The sequence below is a fragment of the Pseudomonas sp. B2M1-30 genome (assembly GCF_025447575.1).
In the GTDB taxonomy this organism is placed as follows: Bacteria; Pseudomonadota; Gammaproteobacteria; order Pseudomonadales; family Pseudomonadaceae; genus Aquipseudomonas; species Aquipseudomonas botevensis.
Map to the genome: position 1 here is coordinate 96203 of NZ_JAOEJT010000002.1, position 26920 is coordinate 123122.

Genomic DNA, 26920 nt, shown 5'->3' on the forward strand with positions numbered 1-26920 from the left:
CGCGTGCGGAACGAGGTATTGGAAGAAAAGTGCGGGGTTGGTGGGTGTTACATAGTTGGCACCCGAACGGCCAGCACACGATAGGTGTGTTGGCTGAACCGCTGCTTTCGCGGGCAAGCCCTCTCCCACAGGGGATCGGCGGTGATTTTGCCGCCTCCGTTGCCACCCGGCAGCACAGGCGTGCCCGGCGGGCGTTTCGCGGCTACAATGCGCGCCTCGACCGTGAAAGCCTGACTAAAAAAACATATGTCCTTGCCCAAGCATCATCTGGAATTGCTCAGCCCTGCCCGTGACGTGGCCATCGCCCGCGAGGCGATCCTGCACGGCGCCGATGCCGTGTACATCGGTGGCCCGAGCTTTGGCGCGCGCCACAACGCCTGTAACGAGGTGAGCGAAATCGCCGAGCTGGTGGAGTTCGCCCGCCGTTACCACGCGCGGATCTTCACCACCATCAACACCATCCTGCACGACAACGAGCTGGAGCCGGCGCGCAAGCTGATCCATCAGTTGTACGACGCCGGTGTCGATGCGCTGATCGTCCAGGACCTGGGCGTGATGGAACTGGACATTCCGCCGATCGAGTTGCACGCCAGCACCCAGACCGACATCCGCACGCTTGAGCGGGCCAAGTTCCTCGATCAGGCCGGCTTCTCGCAACTGGTGCTCGCTCGTGAGCTGAACCTGCAGGAAATCCGCGCCATCGCCGACGAAACCGACGCGGCCATCGAATTCTTCATTCATGGCGCGCTGTGCGTGGCGTTTTCCGGCCAGTGCAACATTTCCCACGCGCAGACCGGGCGCAGCGCCAACCGTGGCGACTGCTCCCAGGCCTGCCGTCTGCCGTACACCCTCAAGGATGAAAAGGGCGGCGTGATCGCCTACGAAAAACACCTGCTGTCGATGAAGGACAACAACCAGAGCGCCAACATCCGCGCGCTGGTCGAGGCCGGTGTGCGTTCGTTCAAGATCGAAGGTCGCTACAAGGACATGGGCTATGTGAAGAACATCACCGCCTATTACCGCCAGCGTCTGGACGCCGTGCTTGAGGATCGCCCGGACCTGGCTCGCGCCTCCAGCGGCCGCACCGCGCACTTCTTCGTGCCGGATCCGGAAAAAACCTTCCACCGGGGCAGCACCGACTACTTCGTCAGCGAGCGCAAGATCGACATCGGCGCCTTCGACTCGCCGACCTTCACCGGTCTGCCGGTGGGCATCGTCGAGAAAGTCGGCAAGCGTGACATGCAAGTGGTCACCCATGAGCCGCTGTCCAACGGTGACGGCCTCAATGTGCTGGTCAAGCGTGAAGTGGTCGGTTTCCGCGCCAACATCGCCGAGCCGAAAGGCGAGTTCGACGAAGACGGCCAGAAACGCTACCGCTACCGCGTCGAGCCGAACGAGATGCCGGACGGCATGTACAAGCTGCGCCCGAACCATCCGCTGAGTCGCAACCTCGACCACAACTGGCAGCAGGCCTTGCTCAAGACTTCCGCCGAGCGTCGTATCGGCGTGAGCTGGCTGGCGAAGCTGCGTGAAGAACGTCTGGAACTGACCGTGACCAGCGAAGAGGGCATCAGTGCCAGTGTCGCTCTGGACGGCCCGTTCGGCGCGGCCAACAAGCCGGAACAGGCGCTGGACACCTTGCAGGATCTGCTCGGCCAACTGGGCACCACCCAGTACCACGCCACTTCGATCAAGCTGGACGCGCCGCAGGCGTTCTTCATCCCGAACTCGCAGCTCAAGTCGTTGCGCCGGGAAGTGATCGAAGCGTTGACCGAGGCCCGCGTCGCCGCCCACCCACGCGGTGGCCGCAAGGCGGAAACCACGCCGCCGCCGGTGTACCCGGAAGCGCACCTGTCGTTCCTCGCCAACGTCTACAACCAGAAGGCCCGCGACTTCTACCATCGTCACGGCGTGAAACTGATCGACGCCGCCTACGAGGCCCACGAAGAGGCGGGCGAAGTGCCGGTGATGATCACCAAGCACTGCCTGCGTTTCTCCTTCAACCTGTGCCCGAAACAGGCCAAGGGTGTGACCGGCGTGCGCACCAAGGTCGCGCCGATGCAATTGATCCACGGCGATGAAGTGCTGACGCTGAAGTTCGATTGCAAACCGTGCGAGATGCACGTCATCGGCAAGATGAAAGGCCACATCCTCAATCTGCCGCAACCGGGCAGCGTGGTGGGGCATATCAGTCCGGAAGACCTGATGAAGACCATTCCTCGGGCGCCGCACTGATCGAGCGGTTGTACAACGGGCAATAAAAAACCGGTGACATGAGTCACCGGTTTTTTTATGCCTGGACGAAACCTTAACCGGCTTCGAAACGCGAGGCCGGCGGCGGCGCGGCTTCGCCGCTCAAGGCATCGACCATCGGCGGATGTTCCTGGGCGGCCTGGCGCAAGTCTTCGGTGACCCGCAGTTCCGCGCCGGTCGGCGAGAACGTCGCCGCTGCCGCGAAGGGCGCCGGGTTGGCCGGCACCGGGCGCTTGCCTCGGCGCCAGAGGAAGAACATCACCATCCCCAGGTTGACCAGCGCAAAGGCCCAGAACAGACCGGTTTCGCCATGAGCGTTCATCGCCGGGGAAATCAGCAGAGGACTCATGGCCGAGCCCAGGGAGTTGATCAGCAGCATGCCCTGGATCATCGGCACCAGCGTCTCGACCGGGGCGCGGTCGGCGGCGTGGCTGACCGCCACCGGGTACAACGCGAAGATCCCGCCGCCCAGCAGGAACAGCATCGCCGCGAGCATCGCCGAGGACAACGGCACCAGCACGATCACCAGCGACAGCACGGTACAAACCGCGCACAGCACGGTCAGCACTTGCAGGCGATCCTTGCGGTCGGACCAACGCCCGACCGGGTATTGCAGCAACATCGCGCCGAGGATCGTCCAGGCCATCATGTTGCCGACTTCGCCGATGTTCAGGCCGATGCGTTGCAGGTACAGCGGCAGCAGGGTGTAGACCGCCGCGATGGTCACGCCGGAGCCGAAGCAACCGACCAGCCCGGTCGGCGACACGCCCAGCAGCGCCCGAGGTTTGAGTGGTTCGACCTGTTCCAGCAGCGGCGAGACGCGCGGCAGGATCACGATCGGCAGCACCGAGAGGGTCGCGAGCATGCCCGCGACCATGAACGGCGCGCCGTCGCTCAGACCGGTGATCTTGCCGAGGAAGGCCTGGCCGAGCACGCCGGCACCGTAGAGAACGATCATGTACAGCGCGAGCAGGCGGCCACGGATCTTCGCGTCGCCGGCCAGCAGCAGCCAGCTCTCGATCACCAGAAACACGCCCACCGTCGCCCAGCCGTTGATCAGACGCAGGACGAGCCAGCCCCAGGTGTCATAAAACAGCCCTTGCAGGAGGATGGTCGCGGCGATCAGCGAAGCGAAGCTGCTGTAGGCGCGGATATGGCCGATGCGCAGGATCAGCCGGTCGTTGAAGATCGCGCCGAGGGTCAGGCCGATGAAATAGCCGGAGGACACCAGGCCGATCATCGTCGCCGATTCGCCGGCGGCGCCCAGGCGCAGGGTGGTCAGGGAAGACAGAAAACCGTTGCCCAACGCAACAATGAACAGCCCGAGCAGGGGCGCCAGCGCCATGGCCAGCAAACGCGGTGTCATAAAAACCTCAAGTGATCGAACAGCGGAACGTGCGCCTCTGCGCAAGCGCGTGCCAAGCCGAAGTGTGTTGTGGGCAAACGTCGGCCGAACGGGCAGGACGGTTGAGCCGGGCACACTGCGGATGAGTGGTCGGCTGTTCAAACTTGGGTGTTGTCATGGCTGCGGGCAGGCACCGGTCCGGCGACTGCAAGAGGAGGCGCGATTTTAAGCCTTGTGCGGTATTTGCCAAGGTGCGGCGCCTGCGGCGTTGGGACGCACCCCCCTCACTCCGGCCCTCTCCCCATCTCCCAATCTGCACGCCCGTGCCGGTTGGGGCGAATTGCATTCATTCCCGAGTATTTTGTCCGTCCGGCGGTTAGCATGACGACCTATCCTTGCACTGAACGACCTGTTCCAACGACATCGACGGACCGCATCTTGATCGAACGACGCCAATTCAGCGGTGGCATGAAGGGCAAGAACCTTCGCTACCTCAACGAGTCAACCTCCGGGCCAGGCCGCACGACCCGTGCAGGATTTGTGCTGCTGGAGCATTTTTCCCTGCCGGCCTTCACCCAGTCGCTGGATACCCTGGTGACTGCGAACCTGCTGCGCCCCGGCCTGTTTTCGTCGCGCACCTTCGGCCTTGCCGATGGCGAAGTCATCAGTGACCTCGGGTTGGTGATTCGCCCGGATGCGCGGCTTGACGCGAGTGCGCTGGAAGAACTCGATCTGCTGGTGATCTGCGGCGGTTACCGCACCGAGTTGAAGGCCTCGGATGAGTTCGTCGCGTTGCTGAAAACGGCGGCGGAGGCGGGGATCTTGCTCGCGGGGTTGTGGAACGGCGCGTGGTTCCTGGGGCGGGCCGGGGTACTGGAAGGCTACCGCTGCGCGATCCACCCGGAGCATCGGCCGGCGCTGGCAGAGATTTCCAAGGCGACCCAGGTCAGCAGCGAACCCTATGTGATCGACCGCGACCGCCTGACCGCATCGAGTCCGTCCGGGGCCTTTCACATGGCGCTGGACTGGATCAAGAGCCTGCATGACAAGGCGCTGGTCGAGGGTATCGAGGACATTCTGGCGTTCGAGGAATCGCGCTATCGGCGGATCAAACCGACCGAGAACATTTGCGTCAGCGCGCCGCTGCGCGAAGTGGTCAAGCTGATGGACGCCAACCTCGAGGAGCCGCTGGAGCTGGAGCAACTGGCGGTGTATGCCGGACGTTCCCGGCGCCAGCTCGAACGGTTGTTCAAGGAGCAACTGGGCACCACGCCGCAGCGTTACTACATGGAGTTACGCATCACCGAAGCCCGGCGCTTGCTGCAACACACCGAGCTGTCGCAAGTGGACGTGCTGGTGGCTTGCGGGTTTGTCTCGCCGAGCCATTTCAGCAAATGCTACAGCGCCTATTTCGGTTATCGCCCGTCCAAGGAAAAACGGCTGGTCAAGTGACCCGCCGTTTTTTGCGCAAGCGTCAGAGGTGGTCGGCGTCGATGATCGCCTTGGCGAACGCCTGCGGATCTTCCTGCGGCAGGTTGTGGCCGATGCCGCCGTCGATCAGGCGGAACTGGTACTTGCCGGTGAAGCGCTTGGCGTAGTCCTCGGGCGCCGGGTGCGGCGCACCGTTGGCATCGCCTTCCAGGGTGATGGTCGGCACGCTGATGGACGGCGCGGTCGCCAGTTTCTGTTCCAGCGCCTCGTACCGGCTTTCGCCCTGCACCAGGCCTAGGCGCCAGCGGTAGTTGAACACCGTGATCGCGACGTGATCCGGGTTCTGCAACGCTTTGGCGCTGCGGTCATAGGTGGAGTCGTCGAATGCCCATTTCGGTGAGGCGAGTTGCCAGATCAGCTTGGCGAAGTCGTGGGTGTTTTTCGCGTAACCGGCTTCACCCCGCTCGGTGGCGAAGTAGAACTGATACCACCATTGCAGTTCAGCCTTGGGCGGCAATGGATTCTTGCCCGCCGCCTGATTGCCGATCAGGTAACCGCTGACCGACACCAGCGCCTTGACCCGCTCCGGCCACAACGCCGAGACGATATCCGCCGAACGCGCGCCCCAGTCGTAGCCACCGAGTACCGCCTGCTGGATCTTCAGCGCGTCCATGAAGTCGATGACATCACTGGCGAGCGCGGCGGGCTGGCCGTTGCGCACGGTTTTGTCGGAGAGGAAATGAGTGTCGCCATAACCCCGGGTGTAAGGCATCAGCACCCGATAACCCTTGGCCGCCAGCAACGGCGCCACTTGGTCGTAGCTATGAATGTCGTACGGCCAGCCGTGCAGCAGAATCACCACCGGGCCATTGGCCGGACCGGTTTCGGCGTAGGCCACGTCAAGCACCCCGGCCTTGACGTGTTTCAGCGGGCCGAAGGGCAGGTCGGCGTTCACGCTGGCGGCAGGCTTGATTGCCTCAGGCGCGGCGGTCTGGGCGTTGGCGGCGCCCATCGCGCCGAATTGCAGCAGTGCGGTCGCCAGAATCGACAGCCCCAGCAGGCGGCGACGGCTATTGGCGGACGGCGAGGTGTGCAGTGCATTCTTCATGGGAAGTCTCCTTTGCGATCGACGGGGGCGGGGTCCGGCTGAACCCTTCAAACCTGGACGCCAGTAAAGCCCGACGACGTATCCGGGCTGTTTCAGATTCCTTCGCAAAATGCCGACGACTGTATCCCCGCCAGGTTCGTACACACTGCGATACAAACCCCGGGCAGAAAAAAGCCCCGAATGATCGGGGCTTCACCATTTATGTTTGCGCTTATGCCTGCGTGACATGCTTCGGCCCGGCCAAGGCCCAGGCGATCAGTCCGATCAATGGCACAAACACGATGAACACGATCCATACGCCCTTGTCGCTCGACTTCCCTGCGCTCTTGCGCACCCGATTGATGGCCCACAACTCGATGAGCAACAACACGACTGCCAGAACGATCCACGTGGTTTCGATATGCATGAGCTACCTCCTGATGGTCTGTTCGTTAGGCGGGCTCGTGGGGGTGGGGTTCATTAAATTTGCCGGTTGCTGTCGGCCTCGACGCCTGCATGAAGCCAGGACTGTCGTCGCAATCATTTGAATTTCCGCGCAGACCCCGACAGAATCGCGCCCCGATCCGACCCTGGTTGCGGGTCATCCAAGGTTGAGTGAGGTTGCGGTTGAACGAACAGACATTGTCCCGGCGCCTGGAGCGCGTGGCGGCGCATTTGCCGACCGGTGCGCGGCTGGCCGATATTGGCTCGGATCATGGTTATCTGCCGGTGGCGCTGATGCGCCGTGGCGCGATCGCGGCGGCGGTGGCCGGTGAGGTGGCGTTGACGCCGTTTCGCGCGGCTCAACGTACTGTGCGCGAGAACGACCTGGACGAACAGATCAGCGTGCGTCACGCCAGCGGTCTGGCGGCAATCGAACCGGACGACCGCATCACCGCGATCAGCCTCTGCGGCATGGGCGGCGAAACCATCCGCGACATCCTCGAGAGCGGCAAGGCGCGCCTGAGCGGCGAGGAGCGGCTGATCCTGCAACCCAATGGTGGCGAGCAACCGCTGCGTCTGTGGCTGATGGAGAACGGCTACCGCATCCTCTGCGAGGAAGTGCTGCGGGAAAACCGCTTCGACTACGAAATCATCGTCGCCGAGCGTGACGGACCGGTGACGTACAGCGCCGAGGAACTGTACTTCGGGCCGCTGCAAATGCAGGCGCGCAGTCCGGCGTTTGTGCAGAAGTGGCAGCGTATGTTGCGCTTGAAGCGCCAGACGCTGGCCCAATTCGCCAAGGCTCGAACAGTACCCGAGGACAAGGCAAAGGACATTGCGCGGCAGGCTGAGTGGATCAGTGAATTGTTGGCTTGAGCTGTTACCCGATGGGAGCATCCGCCGGCTCAAAGCGATCGGACGTGTCCATCCGCACATTGCGCAGGCCGACGGTTTGCAGATGCGACGCATACAGCGGCTCAGCAAAGTAACTGATCAGAATGCAGCGTCGACGCCCACCGCTCGCGTTCAGACTGCCGGCATGCACCAGGTCGGCATCGAACACCAGGATGTCGCCCGCCGCGCCTGAAAGCTGCACTGATCGGGATTCGTCATTGAAGTCGTCCGGCGGTGCTCCCGGCTCCGGACGGTGGCTGCCAGGGACAATCCGTGTCGCGCCGTTCTCGGGGCCGTAGTCGTCGAAGTAGGCGAGGGCGTTGACGATGTCACCGGGTCGTTGCGCCGACAAGTCGCGGTGCAACTGTTGATGACCGCCGCCAGCAAGTGGTTCGCGACCTTCGACCTGCGAAAGAAAGAATCGCTCGCCAATCAACTCGCCCACCACCGCCAGCAATGGCGGCAGACGACAGACCGCCTGAATCCGCGAATCCACATCCAGTTGCGAATGGCGCCAGTCGACGCCACGGGGCACCGGCCATTGATTCGACGGCCTCACGCCGGCATCGAACGTGGCTCGCAGGTCAGCCAGCCATGCGCCGGGGATTGCCTGACGGAGCAGGGCATAGCCGTTTTGGTGGAGGTGTTCGCGGTCACTTGATTTGTGTCGGATCTCCGATAGCCCAGGCAATTCCGTTTCCTCGGTCCAGTGACGTGATAAACGCCATGTCGTGTGGGTCGATGGTGAACCCGAAAATATCAAGGTTCTGGCGCATACGGATGGGGTTCAGGCTTTTGGGCAGCACCGCGTACCCATTCTGGACGCCCCATCTCAGAAGCAACTGCGCCTCGGAAACCGCGTATTTGGCCGCCATGTTTTTGAATACATCGGTGTCGGCCGCCGATTCCTTTGGCTTTGCGCTGTCCTGTCCCGCACCGGTTCGCCAAGTGGAAAGTGGCGCCAGACTACTATAGGCAATCGGCGAAATTTCACTGGCCTTCATGTAGGCAAGCAGGTCGGGTTTCTGCGACCAGGGATGCAGTTCGATCTGGTTGGCGTCCGGCGCCGGGAATCCGGCGAGTTTGATTTCCTCCAGATGGTCCTGATTGAAATTGCTCACCCCCACGGCCCGCACCTTCCCCGCACGCTTGAGTTGCAGAAGGGCGTCCCACTGCTCGATGCGCTTTTCGCCACCGTGCGGTGAGTGAATCAGATACAGGTCGATGTAATCGAGGCCCAGGCGTTTCAGGCTGGCCTCGAATTCAGCGATGGTTTCCGAGGCGGACTTCGGCGACTCACCCCAGCCTGGATTGCCAGGCCAGAGTTTGGTCGTGACGAAAATGTCTGAACGCTTGAGACGGGCGGATTTCAGCCCCGCCTGAACACCTTCGCCAGTGCCGGTTTCGTTCTCGTAAACCGAGGCGGTATCGATATGTCGGTAACCGCATTCAATGGCGTTCGACACCGCTTTGGCGGTATCCGCCGGGGGAATGAGATAAGTCCCGAATCCGACGGCGGGAATCTGTACGCTTTCATTGATGGGAAAGGTGTTCGGCGAAGCGCTCATGACGTGCCCTCACAGGGGTAAAAACGATTGTTTTTTACGATGGCTTGAACAGGGTTTCCCAGCCCAGGAAAGGCCCGAGCGGGATGATGTCCCAGTCGATGAAACCGAACTTCGCCAGCGGGAAATCGAGCAACACTTGGCGAGCCTCTTCCATTGAGTCGCACTCGGCGATGATTGCCACACCCGGCCGATCCTTTCGAAAGTAAATGTCGCGAATGAACTCACCCTTGTAGAGCTTCCACGCGTGAACCACTTCATCGAGCAGATGAGCGCTGAATTGTTCGTGGTTCGCATCCGGCAGCGGGACATCAAGACAGATCATTTTCATGAGGAATACCTAGAGTCATGCAAGGGGCTGGCGGGCTTGTGTCACGCGGCAGGAGTCAGGCGGCTGACCTGCTCGGCGACGCGCTGCCCGAGGTACGCGGCGGTTTCGAGATCGCTGGTGATCGGTGAAATGTCGGGCGAAACGTCATCGGATTGCGCCATGGCGCCCAGCCAGCTACCCAATCGGTTGAGTTCGTTGGGGCCGCGTCCCGGGAACAGATCGAGACCGACCCACAGCATCCCGTGCTGGGCCGCGAAGAGGGCCATGGTGATCAGCGAATTGAGTTTGTCGCCATTCTGCGCGCCGGAGTTGGTGAAGCCGGCAGCAACCTTGTTGCGCCAGGCCATGGGCGTCCAGGCCGTGCGGGTCGCGTCTTCCATGAACTGCTTCAAGCGCGCACTGACGGTTCCGTTGTAAGTCGCAGAGCCGAAAATCAGGGCGTCGCTTTCGGCCAGGGCGTCCCACGAGATTTCGTCAGTACCGACGGCGATCAATCGGGCCTTGGCGCCCGTTACACGCTCCACCCCCTTCGCGGCCGCTTCGGCCTGCTTTTTAGTGTGGCCGTAGCCGCTGTCGTAAACGATGGATACCAACACGGTGATGAACCTCGATAGTGAGTGATGCAGCGGATTTTCACTTGCCGCATTGCCTACCGGAAGAAAGGTACAGGTTGAACCACTCTCAACCTGAAGTTTAGAATCGGCCGCACAATCCAGGAGGGAAGGGCGTATGGATTCATCGCAACGCGTGCGCGCAATCGTCTCGTTCATCCAGGCCGTGGACGCCGGAAGCTTCGCCGCCGCCGGGCGAGTTCTGGGGCTGACTTCCGCCGCGATCAGCAAGAACGTCGCCAGCCTGGAAAAGTCGTTGGGGGTTCGCCTGATGAATCGCACGACCCGCTCTCTGACCTTGACCAGCGAGGGCGAGGGATTTCTGCGTCAGGCGCGAATAGCGCTGGAGGCACTCGACAGCGCGGTCGACATGATTGCCGCCCGCCGCGCGGTTCCCAGCGGCAAGGTTCGGATCTCGACCAGCGCAGCTTTCGGCAACGATCATCTGTTGCCGGCGCTTCCGGCGTTGCTCGCGCGCTACCCCGCGTTATCGATCGAGGTCGATTTTGATGACCGGATCGTCGATATCGTGAAGGAGGGCTATGACATCGTCATTCGCGGCGGCAGCATCGCGGACTCTGCCCTGGTGTCGCGGCCGGTGTGCAAGTTGAATGCGGTGTTGATCGCGTCGCCCGAATACCTCGAGGCTCACGGCACGCCGAAAAAGCCCTCGGATCTCAACAACCACCGGCTCATCGCGCGGCGCTTTCTGGGTGGGCGCGTTTCGCCCTGGATCTTCAAAGCGGCGGACGGCGCGCTGACGACCCTGGACCCCACGGACGTCGCGGTTCTCACGCTCTCCGGACCGGAGGCATTGGTTCAAGCCGCGCGTGACCATGTCGGAATCGCCCAGGTCGGGGTGCATCTGGCGTGGGAACATCTGCGCAATGGCTCGCTGAAAGTGCTGCTCCACGAACAGCACCAGCCGGGTAGTTACGAAATGGTCATGCAATACCCCCACCGCGCACTCATGGCCCCGCGAGGGCAGGTGACGGTGGATCACCTGCTCGCGGCGTTTTCGGGGGATGAGAACTTGCATGTCACGATCGAGTCGCTGGGGGCTTATGCGGTGTGAGTCCGCCGCGTCTCAGTTCAACGCCGCCGCCAATGAACAGGGCTTAGAGCGCGGGCCGTTGCCGGCGCGGTAAACGCCGAGCCCGAGCAAGGCGAGGCCAGGGAGCAGAAACCTGCAGATCAGCATCTTGCGTCGATCGACACGGTTGACCAGACGGGGGGCAATCGGGCAGCCCAGCACGAAGAGCATGCGCTTTCCATAACCGGAGCACAGCAGACTGCTGAATGGCAGTTTTCGCTCTTTGGATTGTTCGGGGAGATTGGCCAGCGAAAAGTCGGCACCGTACTCCCGGAGGGAGAGGGGGCCGACCGGGTACATCCTTTACGTTTGAGACCGGGCACATGGTTTACAGGTATCAATCATGGTCAGGAGGTACTGACCATGCATGGAGTCAAGAGTCCTCGATGGATCAACGAGTGAAATCAGTCGCGACTGGCTCACCGCCGCCGCTGATTGGTGTTTCTCAGGAAGCATCCTGATAACTGCACCCCACATACAGATCGCTGTCCTTGTTTTCCGTGGAAAGCACTCGCACGATCGCGCCGTTGCCAAGGCTGCGCTGGTAGTCGACGTAGCCTTCGGTATCCAGCACCTTTTTCAGTTTCAGCGTGCTGGCGAGCTTCTCGGCATCTGCCTTCGGGCTGCTGCTGGCGGTTTGCAGGAAGAAACCGAAGCGATCAATCATCACCGCAGTGCTCGACGACACCCCATGCACCGTCAGCGCCGGCGTGACCTGCCACGCGCCACCGCCCCACGGGGTGTGTGCTTCGTCGTTGGCGAGTGACAATTGCTTGGCATCCACCAGCTCGTTGAACGCGCCGACCTGCTTCAAATTGCCCTGACACTCGGCCAAGGCCTGGAACAGTTCGCCGTGAGTCGGAGTGGCCGCCGACGCGGAAAAAGTGAACAGGCAACCCGCCAGCGTGGTGATAGCAAAAGAGACTTTCATGACGACATCCTTGTTGGGTTCACCCCACAGGTGAAGAGCGCCCGGGGAGAACAGCGTTAGTTATGGTTATTGAACTCGCGATCCGTTTGCACAAAGGTCTGCGCAACGGGCCTGAAGTGTGCCATAGCCAGGTTCGCCAAGGGATCAGGGCTTCCCTGAGTGGGCACTTTGCGACGTTCACCTCCCGCAATAACGAAAAAGCCCGGCGGATAAGGCCGGGCTCTTGTCGAGTATTGCGCTAAAGCCATGCATTCAGACGGCACGGCGTTCGATCAGACGATCCGAACCGTTTTCCGCAACGGCGTCGCTGAACAGCGGGTCGGTCTGAGTCGCGTCGGCAACTGCATCGCTGAACAACGGATCGGTTTCAGTGGCGGCAGCAACGGCATCGTTGAACAGTGGATCGGTTTGGGTCGCGGCAGCTACAGCGTCGCTGAACAGTGGATCAGTTTCAGTAGCCGCTACAGCGCGTCTTTCCAGCAAACGATCAGCTCCGCCTTCAGCGACCAGAGGCTGCGTGGAGGACGCAGCGAAAGCGTTCAGCGCGAAGACCGAGAGAGCGATGCTGAGAAGGGTTTGGCGTTTCATCTTGTGTGCTCCGTGAGGCAGTGGTTGGGTATGGAGCCGATCTTACGCCGCTGATTTGATATGAGAACTTCATTGAGTTGATGATCGCTATTGATGCGGTCAATGAATCAAGTAGCTATTCCTAGACCCTCTACACCGGCATTGACCGAAGTCTGAAAGGCTCCTGAGTATCCAATACGCGAGGCAGCCCCCGAAAATCAGCCATTCCCTCCGACCAGGGTTCTGCGATAGTGGCGTTTTGTTATCGCCTTCCGGAAGGGATACTTTCTGGAAACTTATCCGCCGTTCAACGCAAGGAAGGGCAATGAAGGGAATTGTCACGCTGGTTCTGTTTTTGGGGTTATACGGCTGCACCGCCGATTTTCGAAGCTCTGCGCCGACGTTCTGGACAGATGGCATCATGCTGGAACAGAAGAAAGTCACTGTGGATGATCAACACGCCAAGGTGATCATGCAGGCTTCAGGCGATGCACGGAACCCCGTGGATTTTGCAGTGGTTCGAGGCAACGACCCGGATAAACGTCCCGATCACCTGGGGACGGTGGTCAAACCGTTTCGCAATAAAGTCGGCGGATGGTTCAGTCGTCTGAGCAGCGCCATGAGCAAGCATTTCCCTCAGTTGGAAATGCAGGCCGATCCCGGTCAGCCTTTGCAAGTGAACGGGGTATCGACGTTCAGCGGTCAGCAGCCGGCACCGGGGTATCTGACGCTTTACAGCCATGAACACGTATACAACGCGTCGAAGAACAAGTGGGAGGAAAAGGTGACCGCCAATCCGAGCGTGCCGACGCATTACACCTGTGGGCCGATCATCAGCACCTTCATTCCCGAGAAGCAAAAAGTCTATCTGGCGGAGTTTGCCTTCGTCGATCAGGGTGACGGGTGTGAACTACAGGTCTATGACATCACCCGGCCCGATCTACGTGTCCCGGTCGTTGCCATCAAAGACACGCTGCCTTCATCAAGCAGGGCGTACCACACCCCCTAGGCCGTCGCTCGGCACGCGTTCAATGTTGCTCGGAGGTGGCCAGTCACGACTGACCGCCTCCAAACATTTCCACCTAATCCACCGCTTCGGCTACCCCCTGATCCTCCCCCAGAAACCCGCCACTCTGATGCTGCCAAAGCCGCGCATAGGTGCCGTTTTTCCCGAGCAGCTCCGTATGAGTTCCCTGTTCAATAATCCGTCCCTCATCCATGACAATCAGCCGATCCATGGCCGCGATTGTTGACAGGCGGTGGGCGATGGCGATGACGGTTTTGCCTTGCATCATCTCATCGAGGCTTTCCTGGATGGCGACTTCGACTTCCGAGTCGAGGGCGCTGGTGGCTTCGTCGAGCAACAGGATCGGCGCGTTCTTGAGCATCACTCGGGCGATGGCGATGCGTTGGCGCTGGCCGCCCGAGAGCTTGATGCCGCGCTCGCCCACCAGGGTGTCGTAGCCGCTGTGGCCCTGGCGGTCGCTCAGTTGGCTGATGAAGCCGTCGGCCTGGGCGTTGGCGGCGGCGCGGTGGATCTGTTCGTCGGTCGCGTCCGGGCGACCGTAGGCGATGTTGTCGCGGATCGAACGGTGCAGCAGGGAAGTGTCCTGCGTGACCATGCCGATGGTGCTGCGCAGGCTGTCCTGGGTGACATGGGCGATGTTCTGCCCGTCGATGCGGATCTCGCCGCTGTCCACGTCATAGAAGCGCAGCAGCAGATTGATCAGCGTGGATTTGCCGGCGCCGGAGCGGCCCACCAGGCCGATTTTTTCGCCCGGGCGGATGTTCAGGCTCAGGCCATCGAGCACCTGGCGTTCACCGTTGTAGTTGAAGCGCACCTTGTCGAAGGTCACCGCGCCGCCCATCGGCACCAGCACGCCGGCGTTCGGCGCGTCCTGCACCTTGGGGCCACGGGTCAGAGTGTCCATGCCATCCTGCACGGTGCCGATGTTTTCGAACAGCGACGTCATTTGCCACATGATCCAGTGCGACATGCCGTTGATACGCAGCGCCATCGCCGTAATCGCCGCCACCGCGCCGGTGCCGACTTCGCCCTGGTGCCACAGCCACAAGGCATAGCCGCCCGCACCCATAATCAGGCCAACCACCAGCGCCTGATTGACGATTTCGAACTGGCTGACCAGGCGCATCTGGCGGAACCCGGTCTGCTTGAAATCCTCCATCGCCGCCCGCGCAAAGTGCGCTTCACGCTTGGAGTGGGAGAACAGTTTCACTGTGGTGATGTTGGTGTAGGCGTCGGAAATCCGCCCGGTCATCGACGACCGTGCGTGGGCCTGTTCCTGCCCGACCTGACCCAGACGCGGCACGAAATACAGCATCGCCAGCCCGAACAACGCGACCCAGGCAATGAACGGCAGCATCAGTTTCAGATCGAAGCCGCCGGCCAGGGCGATGATCGCAATGAAATAAACGCCGATGCCGGGCGCGATTTCGATCACCGTGAACAGCACTTCGCGCACGGCCAGCGCCGTCTGCATCACCTTGGTCGTGACCCGACCGGAAAACTCATCGGAAAAGAACGAAAGGCTTTGCCGCAGCATAAGCCGGTGGAAGTCCCAGCGCAGGCGCAGCGGCAAATTGATCGCCAGAATCTGGTGCTGCACCATCGTGCGCAGCGCCACCAGCCCGATGCTGGTCACCAGTACCAGGCCAATCCCCCACAGCACGCGAGTTTCCTGCCCACTGACATCGCCGCCAGCCTGCCAGGTCGCCAGCAGATCCACGACCTGCCCGAGAAACGAAAACAGCCAGGCTTCATAGATCGAAACGCTGGCACTCAACAGTGCCAGCGCCAGCACATAACCGCGCGCGCCACGGGTGCAGGCCCACAGAAACCGCGCCAGGCCGGTCGGTGGCGGTGGCAGTTCATCAGGCGGGAAGGGGTCGAGTCTTCGTTCAAACACGCGAAGCATGGTGGTCTCCGAAATGATCAGCTGGCGGGGATTCTGCCATTTAACGGTGGGCTTGAGGGTTTTGCAGATGATGGGTTGACCCCATTGAGGGCCGGGTTGCTGCACTTTGTTGAGCGGTGACTGGCTCCGGGCCGCCATTCACGTATCCAGTTTTTCTGAATGTAGGCTTTAATGTCCGGGCTCATTGGCCGCTGCACCCGACTATCAAGGAAGAAACCATTTTGAAACGAGCATTCGGCGCTCTGCTGTTGACCTGTTTGACGACTTTCGCCCTCGCTGACGAGCGTCCTGTCGGTTTTCAATCTTCCACGTTGACGGCCCCGTCGCACGACCGCGCACTGGAAATCGTTGTCTGGTATCCCGGCGCAACCGCTGCCGCCAAACAGATGATCGGCGATGACGTGGTGTTCGTCGGCGCACCCGCTGTGCGCGATGCGGCGCCCGTGGCCGGCAAGCATCCCTTGGTGGTGCTTTCTCACGGCTACCGGGGCAACTGGAGCAACCAGATCTGGCTCGCCAGCGCCCTGGCGCAGAAGGGCTATATCGTCGCAGCGGTCAATCACCCCGGCACCACCACTCACAACCTCAGCCCGCAAGCGGCCGCGCAATTGTGGCTGCGTCCCGACGATCTGCGCCGAGTGATCGATGGAGTCATGGCGCAACCGGAAAAATTCGGCGCAGTCGCCGATGACCGAATTGCCGTCGTCGGCCACTCCCTCGGCGGCTGGACCGCGCTGGAAATCGCCGGCGCGCGTTTTGATCCGGAGCGCTTCGCCCAGGACTGCGAAACCCATCCGCAACTGTCCAGTTGCAGCGTGTACGGAAAGATCAATCCCGCCAACACGGCGCAATCCAACGCCGCGCTGGCGGGGGACTGGCGCGATAAACGCGTCACCGCCATCGTTTCGCTGGACCTGGGCCTGTCACGCGGCCTGACCGATCAGAGCCTCGCCGCGCTCCCGGTGCCGGCGCTGGTGATTGCGGCCGGCGTGCCGTCGCGCGACCTGCCCGCAGAACTGGAGTCCGCCAACCTCGCCAAACGCCTGCCGGCGGCTTCCAGTCATTACGTCGAAATCAGCGATGCCAGCCATTTCAGCTTCATGTCGCGGTGCAAACCGGGGGCGGAGGCGATGCTTGAAGAGGATGTGCCGGGTGACGGGATCATTTGTCGGGATGGCGAGAACGGGCGTCCACGTGAGGTGATTCAGCAGCAGGTTGTGGCGCTGATAGAAGATTTTCTGGCGCAGTCATTTGCGTACAAGCAAGGCGGTTTGTAAAAGGGCGGAGCGATAGCTACCGACCACACCCGGCAGCTTCGCTCGTCATCCGCAGGGCTTACGAATCAGTGTCGCCCTGGGCGCTCAAGAACGCGCGAGGACAACGGTGTGGACATCACGATTGAGGTTCGCGTCTCGCCATAAAGGTTGATCCGTTCGATCAAGCGCTCCAGATCGCTCATGCTGGTCGCGACCAGTCGCATGACATAGGAATCGGCCCCGGTGACATGGTCACATTCGAGAATCTCGGGAATCGAGCGCAGCAAATCCAGAAACTTTGCCTTGGCCGGCTGGGGCACCGTCATCGCGATCAACGCGGCTACCGGGTAACCCGCCGCCGCCAGATTGACGCGAGCGGCATAACCTTCGATGACTCCCACCTCTTCGAGACGCCTGACGCGCTCGGTGACGGCCGGCACGGAGAGGTGGACTTGGCGAGCGAGCTCCGTATACGTCATCCGGCCGTTGTTTTGAAGGTTGCCGAGTATTTTCCAGTCGATTTCGTCCATTTTCTTTAATTTTTAAGTAAAGGAGGCATTATTCCTTTAAAACTGCATTCTTCGCAAATTGGAGAATGCCTACGATGACCACTGAATTCGACGTGCATCGTAAGGGGAAGGCATATGTTGTTCATCAAAGCGGTCGTCATCGGCTGTTCGATTGCTGCACCGGTAGGGCCGATCGGGCTGCTCTGCATTCAGCGCAGTCTGAAGCGCGGATTTCGTTCGGGATTTGCCACCGGCATGGGCGCTGCCAGCGCCGATGCGGTCTACGGCCTGCTTGGCGCGATTGGCGTAGCGGGAGTCGCCCTGTCTTCACCCTCGCTCGCCATGATCTTGAAGATCATGGGCGGCGCGTTTCTCGTTTGGCTCGCCTGGGGCATTGCCCGGGACATGCGCAAGCCCTTGTCGGAATCGAAGGAAGAAGCGTCGGCAGCGGCGGCTCGGGATTTTCTGACAGCGTTTGGCCTGACGCTCTCCAACCCCATGACCATATTGTCCTTCATCGCCATATTCGCGGCGCTCGACCCACTTAGCGGCGGCCACGACCATACCGGCAACGCCATGTGGCTCGCCACCCTGACAATGGTCGCCGGCGTGTTCCTGGGTTCTGCGGCTTGGTGGCTGTGCTTGAGCGGCACAACGTCCGTGCTGCGGCAAAAAATGTCGGCTTCCTTCATGCACACGGTTTCCTCCGTGTCGGCGCTGGCTATCGGAGCGTTTGGATTGGTGCAGGTGGTCAGTGGCGTGCGGGCTGTCCTCTGACAAAACCGCTAGCAGAGGGCCGGCTTCGGATACACACGACCCGAAGCCGCCCCAAGGAACCACGGTTTACGCTACTTCAACATGGTCCAACGCTTGATTCACCGCCAACTCGGCAACCATCACCACCTGCGCGATACCCAACGCCGTTTTGCGATGCGAATGGTCGAGTGTTGCTGCGAAGTTGCTGAGCATTTCGCTGACTGAGCCGAGGTTTTCGCTGGCGTTGGCGAGCAGCGATTCGGTGTTGTACTTGGGATTGGCCATGTACATGGCCTCGGGTTCGTTGCAAGACGACATGATCCGCGCGGACGGGGAGAGGTAATGGTCGAGCGCACGCTCGGCGGCATCGTGGAGTTTCTTCGAACCGGGACATTCGTAGGGCGAGGCGGGGTCGGTTTCCAGATGGGGTTCTGGTGGGTTGGGGGTGATTTTGAACATAGATGAAACTCCTTGTGTCGTTACAGGAGCCTTCACCCAATCGCTACCAAACGATGGGTGGCGGCCATACGCAGGTTGGTAGACCGGACACAAGGAAACCGGCGCGCCCGAAAGCGCCCTGTGCATGGCCACCATAAAATCGCGGCGAGTGAACGCCGCCATGGTGAGCTACGCATCTTGTGTTCATCCCGGGCTACCAAACCCGATCACTGTTTTTCAGTGACATGGGAACGATAAAAGTCATGCCTTGGACGCACAAGCCGGCGGATTCTGGCGTAGGTGTAGGGAAGGGCGCAAGGTGTTGTAGCCCTTTGCGGGGAGATGAGAGTTTGATTTAAACGGCAGTGTTTAGATCAGTGAGGATTGTTTGAGAGCAGCTAGGCTCACGTTGCGATTGGCACAGGCTACAAGGAAATTTGAAACGGACAGAAACGTACAAAATGCTTTGCATCCTCGCGTGAGAGGCCGCTTCCGGCCAATAGGAGACGCTTTTCATGGGCTGACTCCGACGAACCCATTCGGGTTGAGCGATACGAAATGTTGGTGAATTCGTTTTAATGAGTTGGAATGTTCACCATTCTCTTTCAAATGAGTAGTATCGGGAAAACGTTCATTTGGATTCTCCGGTCATGGCAAGAAAAAAAACTCGCGATGCCGCACACACACACAAAATCAGAAAAAAAGCCCCCTTCGACCTGTCAGTGATTACAGAGGAATATCCTCATTTTTCACATCTTCTTGCTGTGGCTGTGGGGCAGCTTAATGAGTTGCCAGATTTTTCTGATGATGAAAAAATTGCTGTGATGTCCGACTTCGGTGGTGAACATCCGGGCGCACACTTTTACACCTATTCATTTCTAATCTTGGCTTACAACAAAATCGGCCCGTTCATGGAGCAGATTGAAAAACTAAGGCAAAAAATATGGCTTACTAAATCCCTACAGTGAGTTTGCATTCAAAGACTTGGGTTATGGGCCAAGGAGCCGGGCTTTACCAGAGTTTCTTCATCTTGTGGATAATTTTATCCACGGCGCAATTATTACCATAGCTATCGACAAGCAGATCGATACAGTTTTTGGTTTATCCAAAAAACAAGCGCATCAGCTAATCGAGGAACAACTACTTTCGATGGGTTTAGGTAAGTGGAAAGGTGCAGCAGGAGAGAAAGTTCTTCGCGTTTGCCATTCGATCGCATTGTTTACCGCTCTCACTACGAGGGAAAACCAACGCTTGCTTTGGTATTGTGATAACGATGCTATTAACGAAAACGCGCAAGACAGAGGTTTCGCCGATACACAGCAAATATTTCTTCGGACGCTTGGTATGTACTCCAAGCATAAACTAGACCTCGTTGGATTCGGTAGGTCATTCAATGGTAAGTCTCACTTGGATGACCTGCTGAGTATTCCGGATTTTGCGGCGGGAGTCGTTCAGGATCTCCTAAAGTCTCATAAAACTGGTGATGACATCATTCCTGGCGGAGCGGAAAAAGTAGAATTACTGAAATGGATGGCAAAAAAAAGCAAATTTCTATCAAAAATAACGATTCAAATTAGCAAGCTTACTGGCGGTGAGCTCGGTAGCGGGATAGTTGATTTTTCTCCTGCTAAGCAGACTAGCTAAAAGATTAATCAATTGTTTACAAGGCAGCACAATTTTGACGATCTTTCACATTTTGGGAATTAGCAGCCCTTCATAAGGGGCACCTATGAGTGATTCACGGTCGACAAGAGGCGATCATGACCAATAGCACCCGAATAGGGAAATATGGCGAAGCATCAGTAGAAATGTGGCTCTTTTTGGCCTGATAGAGGCACACGATGCCGCAGCTGGGGGTGACTTAAGCACGATCTAGGATCTGCTCCCTGCAGCGCGTAATCTTCAGTCATGAATAAGGGAGGGATTTCATGGTACACGAAACGGATACGCTGTTATATCAGGCTGGTTGGATCACCGCGAACCAGCTCTTTGAGCGAATGTTCTCCCCCCTAGCTTTGGAGTGGGTCTTTAGAGATCGTTTCAAGGGCTCCTTAGCGAAAGGGATTGACCGAATTAATGGCTTCCAGTTCTGCGCTCGGTCAGCAATGGAATTTGAAATAGTCTCAGGTAAATGCCTCGATGGCTCATTCAGATTTGCTCCATATCTAGAGCAATTAAAGTTGAAGGGGAGAGGGAAAGAACCCCGTATAATAAGTATTCCAACTATTCGTGACAGAGTAGTCTTGCACCAACTGCAAAAATATCTTGCACTAGTTTTTCCCGATCAAGTTCCAAGAAATGTCGCTAGTAGCTACGTACGACAAGTTGCGCTCGATGTGGGTGCCATGCACCGTCCACGCGCCTGGGTATGCAGCACTGATATACGAAAATTCTACGATTCTATTGATCAAGATCGTATTGTCATGCTTGTCAGTAGAAAGATAAAAAACCAGCCTGTTCTAAGTCTGATCGGTCACGCGTTACGTACCCCAACGGTTCCTAAAAATACACCTCGAAAACAGCGTTCCTTATTTAGGCAGGATACAGGGGTTCCACAAGGGTTAGCGATTTCTAATATTCTAGCGGCTATCTACATGGCAGATGTAGATCAAGCCATGCGCGCCATTCCAGGGCTTCATTACTATAGATATGTAGACGATGTTTTGATGTATGGAGACGAAAAGCTTGTTTCCTCCTCATTTACATCCTTAAAAGGAAGGCTTTCTAGACGCGGTTTAAAGCTTCACAGCCTGAACTCTGAGAAAACGAAATTTGGTCCGTTAGATCAGGAGTTCGCATATCTTGGATATGTTTTCAAACTACCAGAAATAACTGTGCGAAGAGTTACGGTTGAGCGTTTTCTACAATCGATCGCAGCAAAAATTAGTGATTACAAACATAACAAGTCTAGACGGCTTGAAAAATTCAAATATCTTACAGAGTCTCGATTGGTGGATATATTTTATTTGGAGCTGAACGAGAAGATTACAGGTGCGATAAGCCAAAATAAAAGGTACGGATGGGTTGCCTATTTCAACCAAATCACCAACGAGAAGCTTTTGCATGAAATGGACGGTGCTATTAGGCGGATGGTTTCACGGGTTCCTGAACTAGCCGTGCATGGGGTCAATCGACTCAAGAAATTGGCGAGAGCGTATTTTTCGATGAAATACGACCCGCGTGGCGGTTATATTAGGGATTATGATGTGGTGAAGACGACGGCTGAGAAGCTCAGCTTTTTAGAAAGCCGCGGCAGGATAGACCCGGCGGTGGCTCTAACCGAGGTCCAGATTCTCGAGAGATACGATCATTACATCCGCCTAGTATTGGCCCGGATGCACGAAGATGAAGGGGAAATTTACTAGTGGTATGTGTATATTGACGGTGGGTAGCGCCTACCGCTATGCGGTACCTCTTGCCTCTGGACGAGAGCGGAAGTGCTCCGGGCCCCGTAAAAAGGGCGTGACACAATGTGTTATACCTTCCCCAGGGCCGTTTAACGGTCGCTTGAGAAGTGGATCTGACTGATTACTCGGGCGCTACCCTTTTTTTCAAGGACAGATAAATGGAAGAATACCTCGTTGAACTACGCACGGTTATCTGGCGGACAGCTGGCGCGCGTTACAATGCGGCTAGACGTTTGAAGCGAAAAGAGCTTTTCTCAACGATTAGCTTGACATTTTTCTCAGTCATTAGTATCTGCCTTGCTGTGGTTCAAAAAGTCTATGCTCCGGCAATCACAAAAAGCACCGGGCTTGATGACTACATAACTACTCTTTCGATTTTGTCAGGTATTTTTTTGCTAGCTATTTCTTTAATGGAATGGGGAGCAAGAAATGGTTCAAACGCTGATGCGCTCTACAAAAATGCCGAAGATTTAAATTCTTTGCAGAGAAAAATAAAGCAAGAGCTTTTTAAGGTTGGTTCTGGTTCAGTTACATGGGAGAGATGTGGCGCAATATCCGCAGAATACGACGCAGTCCAAAGCCGTTGTGACATCAATCACGACCCAATAGATGATCAGCGTTTTATTGCCGACTATCGGTCTGCGCCAGAGTTTGTTCATAAAAATATAAGCTCAAAGCGGGCCCTTCGCATCCGCATTTTATGGTTTTTTTCAAGTGTCTGGTATTACTTGATTTTTTGGCTAATATCGCTTTTTGCTTTGCTTCCTGTGTTTTCCAGAATTGAGTTCATGACACCAGCTTGAATGGATTCCATCGCTTAAATCCATACTTTCATAATATTCCTAAAGAGCATCGATTAGTGGAAGCTGTAGGCCGAAAGATGTCAGTCTCAAAGAGCAGCTTTTGGTCAACAGCGGACATGTGGTACTGGAAGTTTAAAAAATCGGGCCTTCCTCCTTTGTATCCCTAATTTGCGAGTTGTTACGACTTGCAGGCCTATCTGACAAAAATTAATTTCCGCAAGTCATTTTAGGGCTTGAAAACACCAAATTGTATTCCCGCTAGGGCCTCATCGCGAGTGACTACCTATAGTTGAGTAAAATTGATATGCTTGACAAAATGGGAAGCATATCAATATTTAGTACCGGCTATATGGCATATCAAGGATTCACTAATTATGGAAAAAATTAATCTTGAAGCGATTGATCCTAAAGTCGAACCAATTGATGAGAAGCTACACCGCATTGGAAGAGCTGCCATAGGAGCAGTACCCGTTGTGGGAAGTCCGTTGTTGGAGATATTTAATTCTTTACTTGACGCTCCTTTAAATAAGCGTCGCACAGAGACAATGCTTGCGATTGGATCAGCTCTAAACGACCTCATAGATCAAGGGGTTGTAACGGAAGCAGGGCTACAGGAAAATGAAGCGTTTGTAAGTACGGTTGCAGAAGTTTGCAATATCTCACTAAGGAACCATCAGGCAGAAAAACTTGAAGCTTTACGAAATGCAGTAATAAATTCTGCGTTACCTACATGCCCAAGCGATGATTATCGCCAGATATTCCTTAATTTTGTAGACGTATGCACAGTTTCACACATTAGGCTCCTAAAGCTTTTCGAAGATCCTGAGCGGTGGTTTACAGAGAATAATCGTGTTAAGCCATATCAAACCACAGTATCTCTATCTCAAATTATTGCAAGCGCTATGCCCGAACTAATTGCAAATCAAGAAATTCTTGACAGCATATGGAGCGACCTCTATCAAAAGGGGTTGGTTGAGGTAAAGCAGCTTGAAATGATTCTAAGCGCAGAAAGTTGCCTGTCAAAACAGAACACCAAATTCGGAAGCAAGCTCGTGGCTTTTTTGAGTTGACTGCCTATAGAGTGAGATTATCTTGTGAAGCAAATTTTCTACGCTGGCAATGATCGTCAGCCGTGCGCAGCAGAATATGCAATAGTTGTTGATAGTTCTGGCTCGATTCAACGCGCCCACATTGTTGTAGTGCAGTCGTCACAAAAAGGTATATGGACTAGCTTATACAATACTGACGAAGGACGAAATAATGTATTGAATAGGATTCTGGTGCAGGATCTTTTAGGAGTGAGAATAGAGTTTTTGACATTTAATATTATTTTAGATCTGTCCACTAGAATGGAGGGTTTTCGCCTTCCGATTAGGTTAAATTGGGATGACTATCTGCGCAAGGGTAACCCTTACAGGGCTAAATTTTCTCTAGTATTTGACTTTAAACGTTTCTTTCTTCAATTATTTCGCAGAGAAAGTAGAGAGGTTTCAATCTGGAGCGGTCATGTAGTCGGCGGTTGCGCAGAGTTCTACACCGATCTAATGGATCCAGATAGGTACTCACTCGACATTCACGAGGCTAGTAAACTTTTAGAACAAGCAGGGTACAGTCGCCCTAAACGTCGCTGCTAACTCAAAACCAGTGGGTTTACAGATATGAGAATGGAACGGCAACGTGTCGGGACGCTAGGCGGATTAGAGAAAATGGAACAGCCGTAATCGGTTCCGTCGACTGATATTGGCCCTAATCGGTAGCTCCGAGCGTCCGCTATTGGCCGATTGCTGCCGCTCACAAACTGCTACGAATAGCCAATAGCAAGTCAGCACCACCCCAAAAATCACCCACCCCCAACCGGCTTAGCCAACTCAATCCCCGCCGCCCCCAACCGCTTCAAAATCTCAAACAACAAATCACTCTTCGTCACCCCGACAATCCTCGGGCTCCCGACATACCCCGTCACCGTCAACGTAATCCCGTCCGGCGTCAGTTTGCTGAACCGTACAAACGGCGCCGGTTTTTCCAGGATGGTTTCGTGCTCGGTATAGGTATCCAGCAACAAGCTCTTGACCTGTTCCGGATCGATATCCAGCGGGAACATCAATTCCAGCGTCGCCACGCCTTGGGCGCTGCCGCCGAGGGTGACGTTGCGCAGGTTTTGCGAGATGAGTTGGGAGTTGGGGACGATGACGATGGAGCGGTCGCTGAGCTGGATTTCGGTGGCGCGGACGTTGATGCGGCGGATGTCGCCTTCGACGCCGCTGATGCTGATGAGGTCGCCGACTTTGACCGGGCGTTCGGTGAGGAGGATGAGGCCGGAGACGAAGTTTTTAACGATTTCTTGCAGGCCGAAGCCGATGCCGACGGAGAGGGCGCTGACGATCCAGGCGAGGTTGGTCCATTGCACGCCGAGGGAGGAGAGGGTGAAGAGGATGACGGTGGCGTAGCCGATGTTGGAGAACAGGGTGCTCAAGGACGCGCACATGCCCGGGTCCATGTCGGTCTTGGGCAGGAATTCGTTGTCGAGCCAGCGGCGCAGGGCACGGATCAGGTAGATGCCGATCAGCAGCGCCAGCACGGCGTTGATCAGGTGGCCGGGGACGATGTTGAGTTTGCGCAGGCCGGCGCCGCCGAGGATGGTGCCGATGTTGGCGAGCAGTTGGCCGAGGGTGGTGCCGATGCCGCCGACGAACAGGGTGATCACGCCCAGCAGCAACAGGCCGGCGCGGCCGAAGCCGGCGGTCAGGATCGCCATTTGCTCCAGGCGTCGGTCGCTGACGCCCAGCAGTTGCTTCAGGGCCTTGCCGCTGGAGTGTTTCGGCGAGAAGAGGAATGCGCAACCGTCCTTGAGCACTTGCATCAGCAGGTAGAAACCGGCAAGGACGATGTAGCTCCAGACCAGTTCGTAGGTGACGAAGCGGGCGAGGGACACGTAACCGGTGAGCAGGGCGATGATCGAGATGACCATCGACAGGCTGGCGACGGTGTAGATCACCCCGGCCAGGGTATTGCCCGCCGCCGAGGTGTCGCCGGCAGCGACCAGCGCCTTGCGCACGCGGGCGGTGCGGACCAGCAGCGTCACGACGATTGCCATCACCAGCACTGCTGTTATGCCACGGCCGGCCATGACGATCTGGCTGCTCATGCCCGAGGCGTTGCTGATCTGGATCAGCGTCACTAGCACCAGCAGGGTGCCGGCGAGCAGACGCGGGAACGGTTTGAGGGCGAGGGCGACTTCGTCTTCGATCGATGGCAGGCGCCATGACGGGTGTTCGGTGGACAGCAAGGCGCGGCCCAGGCTGGTGATCATCACGCAGGCGTAGACGGCTTTTTCGAATTCGTCGGAGAAGGTCGCCAGCATCGGCGACAGCGGCACATGGCGGGTGCAGGCGTAGTAGAGCAGTTCCAGCGCGATGGCGGTGGTGGCGAGCGTGGCCAGGGCCGAGGCGAAGGCCAGTGAGCTGCGGCGCAGGCGTCCTTCGGGCATGCGGTGGATGCAGAATTGCGCGAGCCAGCGGTCGGCGAGGCGACGGCCGACGGTCCAGATCAAGGCGGCCAACAGCACCAATAATGTCGTGAAGAAGCGCTGGCCGGGTTCCCAGGCCTGGGCGCCGGTTTGCCGGATCTGCTCGCCGAATGCTTGCCAGCGCTGTCGGTCATCCGGCGATGGGTCGAACAACGGCGCCCAGAACGACGGGTTGAGAATGCTGTAGGTGCGCAGGGTCAGCTCGCTTTCCAGCAGGTTGCGGCGGATGCCGGCGATGTGGGTGATCAGGTCGGTGGCGCTCTGCTTGAGCGCGGCGAGGTTTTTCAGGGTGGTGTCGACTTTGTTTTTCTGTTCGGTCAGCGAGGCGCGTTGGGCGGCGATGTCGGCCTGTTCGGGGGCGATCGCATCCGCCGGCGCGGCGCCGAGGACGCTGAGTTGCACGCTCAGTTGGGCCTGTTGCGGCAGCAGCGATGCCGACAGCCGATCGACGTCGAGGATGAACGACTGCACCCGGTCTTGCGGGCCTTCGAGCTGGGCGTAATTGTTGGTGGAGGAAATCTGCTGTTTGAGTTCGTCCAGGCGTTGTTGCAGCGATTGCAGATCAGTCGCCGAGACTCCGGGCAACGGGGCGGCAATGCCGGCGTTGGCGGTGTCGGGCGGATCGGCGGCGAAGGCGGCCACGACACTTGGGCCGAGCAGGGTCACGGCGATGAAAATCAACGACTTCAAGGCATTGCGCATGAGCGGGCTCGATTCCGGTTGATCACACAAACATT

At 57.7% G+C, this 26920-nt stretch carries 26 protein-coding genes and 1 pseudogene; 13 read left to right on the forward strand and 14 right to left on the reverse strand.

Annotated features, from left to right (window positions below; genetic code table 11):
* Positions 1-246 precede the first annotated feature (246 nt).
* Entirely contained in the window at positions 247-2235 is a 1989-nt protein-coding gene (locus tag N8H74_RS04115) for a U32 family peptidase (protein WP_217829683.1), read from the forward strand.
* Positions 2236-2308: 73 nt separating this feature from the next.
* Here the strand turns inward: N8H74_RS04115 and N8H74_RS04120 are convergent, their stop codons facing one another.
* Positions 2309-3619, reverse strand: coding sequence for an MFS transporter (locus N8H74_RS04120; protein WP_217829684.1), 1311 nt, complete (start codon positions 3617-3619; stop codon positions 2309-2311).
* Between the two features lie 360 nt (positions 3620-3979).
* Here N8H74_RS04120 and N8H74_RS04125 point away from each other — a divergent pair, with 360 nt between their 5' ends.
* A complete protein-coding gene (locus N8H74_RS04125) occupies positions 3980-5050 on the forward strand; it encodes a GlxA family transcriptional regulator (RefSeq protein WP_262146335.1) in 1071 nt (356 codons plus the stop codon).
* Between the two features lie 22 nt (positions 5051-5072).
* Here the strand turns inward: N8H74_RS04125 and N8H74_RS04130 are convergent, their stop codons facing one another.
* Positions 5073-6137 (reverse strand): alpha/beta hydrolase, encoded by a 1065-nt coding sequence (locus tag N8H74_RS04130; RefSeq protein ID WP_262146336.1) that lies wholly within the window; start codon positions 6135-6137, stop codon positions 5073-5075.
* Positions 6138-6348: 211 nt separating this feature from the next.
* Positions 6349-6543 carry a PLDc N-terminal domain-containing protein gene (locus N8H74_RS04135; RefSeq protein ID WP_217829687.1) on the reverse strand — a complete coding sequence of 65 codons (195 nt, stop codon included), beginning with the start codon at positions 6541-6543 and terminating at the stop codon, positions 6349-6351.
* 200 nt (positions 6544-6743) lie between these two features.
* On the opposite strand from N8H74_RS04135, the gene N8H74_RS04140 reads away from it, so the two are divergent.
* Positions 6744-7436, forward strand: coding sequence for a tRNA (adenine(22)-N(1))-methyltransferase TrmK (locus N8H74_RS04140; RefSeq protein ID WP_279309265.1), 693 nt, complete (start codon positions 6744-6746; stop codon positions 7434-7436).
* A 4-nt stretch (positions 7437-7440) separates the two neighbouring features.
* On the opposite strand, the gene N8H74_RS04145 is transcribed toward N8H74_RS04140, so the two are convergent.
* Genes N8H74_RS04145 through N8H74_RS04160 form a run of 4 tightly spaced genes read right to left on the reverse strand, consistent with a single transcriptional unit; the run spans position 7441 to position 9946 of the window.
* Positions 7441-8127 (reverse strand): phytanoyl-CoA dioxygenase family protein, encoded by a 687-nt coding sequence (locus tag N8H74_RS04145; protein WP_262146697.1) that lies wholly within the window; start codon positions 8125-8127, stop codon positions 7441-7443.
* Positions 8108-9022 (reverse strand): aldo/keto reductase, encoded by a 915-nt coding sequence (locus N8H74_RS04150; RefSeq protein ID WP_262146338.1) that lies wholly within the window; start codon positions 9020-9022, stop codon positions 8108-8110. The genes N8H74_RS04145 and N8H74_RS04150 overlap by 20 nt, the downstream gene beginning before the upstream one ends.
* A 34-nt stretch (positions 9023-9056) precedes the next feature.
* Positions 9057-9350 (reverse strand): superoxide dismutase, encoded by a 294-nt coding sequence (locus tag N8H74_RS04155; RefSeq protein ID WP_262146339.1) that lies wholly within the window; start codon positions 9348-9350, stop codon positions 9057-9059.
* Positions 9351-9391: 41 nt separating this feature from the next.
* Positions 9392-9946 carry a flavodoxin family protein gene (locus N8H74_RS04160; protein WP_262146340.1) on the reverse strand — a complete coding sequence of 185 codons (555 nt, stop codon included), beginning with the start codon at positions 9944-9946 and terminating at the stop codon, positions 9392-9394.
* Positions 9947-10079: 133 nt separating this feature from the next.
* Between N8H74_RS04160 and N8H74_RS04165 the strand changes: the two genes are divergently transcribed.
* Positions 10080-11036, forward strand: coding sequence for a LysR family transcriptional regulator (locus N8H74_RS04165; RefSeq protein ID WP_262146341.1), 957 nt, complete (start codon positions 10080-10082; stop codon positions 11034-11036).
* Positions 11037-11093: 57 nt separating this feature from the next.
* On the opposite strand, the pseudogene N8H74_RS04170 reads toward N8H74_RS04165, so the two are convergent.
* The 3 genes and pseudogenes from N8H74_RS04170 to N8H74_RS04180 all read right to left on the reverse strand — a co-directional run.
* Positions 11094-11327: pseudogene (locus tag N8H74_RS04170) on the reverse strand (MFS transporter); the annotation flags it as partial.
* A 172-nt stretch (positions 11328-11499) separates the two neighbouring features.
* On the reverse strand, positions 11500-11985 hold the full coding sequence (locus tag N8H74_RS04175) for a hypothetical protein (RefSeq protein ID WP_262146342.1): 486 nt from the start codon (positions 11983-11985) through the stop codon (positions 11500-11502).
* A 252-nt stretch (positions 11986-12237) separates the two neighbouring features.
* Complete coding sequence (locus N8H74_RS04180) at positions 12238-12573, reverse strand: hypothetical protein (RefSeq protein ID WP_262146343.1); 336 nt, start codon at positions 12571-12573, stop codon at positions 12238-12240.
* Positions 12574-12877: 304 nt separating this feature from the next.
* On the opposite strand from N8H74_RS04180, the gene N8H74_RS04185 reads away from it, so the two are divergent.
* Positions 12878-13561 (forward strand): hypothetical protein, encoded by a 684-nt coding sequence (locus N8H74_RS04185; protein ID WP_262146344.1) that lies wholly within the window; start codon positions 12878-12880, stop codon positions 13559-13561.
* A gap of 73 nt (positions 13562-13634) precedes the next feature.
* On the opposite strand, the gene N8H74_RS04190 is transcribed toward N8H74_RS04185, so the two are convergent.
* Complete coding sequence (locus N8H74_RS04190) at positions 13635-15488, reverse strand: ABC transporter ATP-binding protein (protein WP_262146345.1); 1854 nt, start codon at positions 15486-15488, stop codon at positions 13635-13637.
* Between the two features lie 221 nt (positions 15489-15709).
* On the opposite strand from N8H74_RS04190, the gene N8H74_RS04195 reads away from it, so the two are divergent.
* Positions 15710-16765: an alpha/beta fold hydrolase gene (locus N8H74_RS04195; RefSeq protein ID WP_262146347.1), complete on the forward strand. Its 1056-nt coding sequence runs from the start codon at positions 15710-15712 to the stop codon at positions 16763-16765.
* 65 nt (positions 16766-16830) lie between these two features.
* Here the strand turns inward: N8H74_RS04195 and N8H74_RS04200 are convergent, their stop codons facing one another.
* On the reverse strand, positions 16831-17274 hold the full coding sequence (locus N8H74_RS04200; RefSeq protein WP_262146348.1) for an Lrp/AsnC family transcriptional regulator: 444 nt from the start codon (positions 17272-17274) through the stop codon (positions 16831-16833).
* Between the two features lie 114 nt (positions 17275-17388).
* Between N8H74_RS04200 and N8H74_RS04205 the strand changes: the two genes are divergently transcribed.
* Positions 17389-18030: a LysE family translocator gene (locus tag N8H74_RS04205; protein WP_262146349.1), complete on the forward strand. Its 642-nt coding sequence runs from the start codon at positions 17389-17391 to the stop codon at positions 18028-18030.
* Between the two features lie 66 nt (positions 18031-18096).
* On the opposite strand, the gene N8H74_RS04210 is transcribed toward N8H74_RS04205, so the two are convergent.
* Positions 18097-18468 carry a hypothetical protein gene (locus N8H74_RS04210; protein WP_262146351.1) on the reverse strand — a complete coding sequence of 124 codons (372 nt, stop codon included), beginning with the start codon at positions 18466-18468 and terminating at the stop codon, positions 18097-18099.
* Positions 18469-19082: 614 nt separating this feature from the next.
* Between N8H74_RS04210 and N8H74_RS04215 the strand changes: the two genes are divergently transcribed.
* The 6 genes from N8H74_RS04215 (at position 19083) to N8H74_RS04240 (ending at position 24291) form a co-directional block, all read left to right on the forward strand.
* The gene (locus N8H74_RS04215; RefSeq protein ID WP_262146352.1) at positions 19083-19415 is read left to right on the forward strand and encodes a hypothetical protein; all 333 of its coding nucleotides are present in this window, start codon (positions 19083-19085) and stop codon (positions 19413-19415) included.
* 64 nt (positions 19416-19479) lie between these two features.
* Entirely contained in the window at positions 19480-20091 is a 612-nt protein-coding gene (locus tag N8H74_RS04220) for a hypothetical protein (RefSeq protein ID WP_262146354.1), read from the forward strand.
* 284 nt (positions 20092-20375) lie between these two features.
* The gene (locus tag N8H74_RS04225) at positions 20376-21812 is read left to right on the forward strand and encodes an RNA-directed DNA polymerase (RefSeq protein WP_262146356.1); all 1437 of its coding nucleotides are present in this window, start codon (positions 20376-20378) and stop codon (positions 21810-21812) included.
* Between the two features lie 200 nt (positions 21813-22012).
* Positions 22013-22657 (forward strand): SLATT domain-containing protein, encoded by a 645-nt coding sequence (locus tag N8H74_RS04230; protein ID WP_262146357.1) that lies wholly within the window; start codon positions 22013-22015, stop codon positions 22655-22657.
* A 374-nt stretch (positions 22658-23031) separates the two neighbouring features.
* A complete protein-coding gene (locus N8H74_RS04235) occupies positions 23032-23727 on the forward strand; it encodes a hypothetical protein (RefSeq protein WP_262146358.1) in 696 nt (231 codons plus the stop codon).
* A gap of 24 nt (positions 23728-23751) precedes the next feature.
* Complete coding sequence (locus tag N8H74_RS04240; RefSeq protein WP_262146360.1) at positions 23752-24291, forward strand: hypothetical protein; 540 nt, start codon at positions 23752-23754, stop codon at positions 24289-24291.
* Between the two features lie 206 nt (positions 24292-24497).
* Here N8H74_RS04240 and N8H74_RS04245 read toward each other — a convergent pair whose 3' ends face one another.
* Positions 24498-26885 (reverse strand): DUF3772 domain-containing protein, encoded by a 2388-nt coding sequence (locus tag N8H74_RS04245; RefSeq protein ID WP_262146361.1) that lies wholly within the window; start codon positions 26883-26885, stop codon positions 24498-24500.
* Positions 26886-26920: the final 35 nt, after the last annotated feature.

Excerpts from the sequence above, each read along its gene's own strand:
- N8H74_RS04115 (WP_217829683.1), top strand. The coding sequence starts at position 247 with ATGTCCTTGCCCAAGCATCATCTGGAATTGCTCAGCCCTGCCCGTGAC.
- N8H74_RS04120 (WP_217829684.1), bottom strand. The coding sequence starts at position 3,619 with ATGACACCGCGTTTGCTGGCCATGGCGCTGGCGCCCCTGCTCGGGCTG.
- N8H74_RS04125 (WP_262146335.1), top strand. The coding sequence starts at position 3,980 with ATGACGACCTATCCTTGCACTGAACGACCTGTTCCAACGACATCGACG.
- N8H74_RS04130 (WP_262146336.1), bottom strand. The coding sequence starts at position 6,137 with ATGAAGAATGCACTGCACACCTCGCCGTCCGCCAATAGCCGTCGCCGC.
- N8H74_RS04135 (WP_217829687.1), bottom strand. The coding sequence starts at position 6,543 with ATGCATATCGAAACCACGTGGATCGTTCTGGCAGTCGTGTTGTTGCTC.
- N8H74_RS04150 (WP_262146338.1), bottom strand. The coding sequence starts at position 9,022 with ATGAGCGCTTCGCCGAACACCTTTCCCATCAATGAAAGCGTACAGATT.
- N8H74_RS04155 (WP_262146339.1), bottom strand. The coding sequence starts at position 9,350 with ATGAAAATGATCTGTCTTGATGTCCCGCTGCCGGATGCGAACCACGAA.
- N8H74_RS04165 (WP_262146341.1), top strand. The coding sequence starts at position 10,080 with ATGGATTCATCGCAACGCGTGCGCGCAATCGTCTCGTTCATCCAGGCC.
- N8H74_RS04175 (WP_262146342.1), bottom strand. The coding sequence starts at position 11,985 with ATGAAAGTCTCTTTTGCTATCACCACGCTGGCGGGTTGCCTGTTCACT.
- N8H74_RS04180 (WP_262146343.1), bottom strand. The coding sequence starts at position 12,573 with ATGAAACGCCAAACCCTTCTCAGCATCGCTCTCTCGGTCTTCGCGCTG.
- N8H74_RS04185 (WP_262146344.1), top strand. The coding sequence starts at position 12,878 with ATGAAGGGAATTGTCACGCTGGTTCTGTTTTTGGGGTTATACGGCTGC.
- N8H74_RS04190 (WP_262146345.1), bottom strand. The coding sequence starts at position 15,488 with ATGCTTCGCGTGTTTGAACGAAGACTCGACCCCTTCCCGCCTGATGAA.
- N8H74_RS04200 (WP_262146348.1), bottom strand. The coding sequence starts at position 17,274 with ATGGACGAAATCGACTGGAAAATACTCGGCAACCTTCAAAACAACGGC.
- N8H74_RS04205 (WP_262146349.1), top strand. The coding sequence starts at position 17,389 with ATGTTGTTCATCAAAGCGGTCGTCATCGGCTGTTCGATTGCTGCACCG.
- N8H74_RS04210 (WP_262146351.1), bottom strand. The coding sequence starts at position 18,468 with ATGTTCAAAATCACCCCCAACCCACCAGAACCCCATCTGGAAACCGAC.
- N8H74_RS04225 (WP_262146356.1), top strand. The coding sequence starts at position 20,376 with ATGGTACACGAAACGGATACGCTGTTATATCAGGCTGGTTGGATCACC.
- N8H74_RS04230 (WP_262146357.1), top strand. The coding sequence starts at position 22,013 with ATGGAAGAATACCTCGTTGAACTACGCACGGTTATCTGGCGGACAGCT.
- N8H74_RS04235 (WP_262146358.1), top strand. The coding sequence starts at position 23,032 with ATGGAAAAAATTAATCTTGAAGCGATTGATCCTAAAGTCGAACCAATT.
- N8H74_RS04245 (WP_262146361.1), bottom strand. The coding sequence starts at position 26,885 with ATGCGCAATGCCTTGAAGTCGTTGATTTTCATCGCCGTGACCCTGCTC.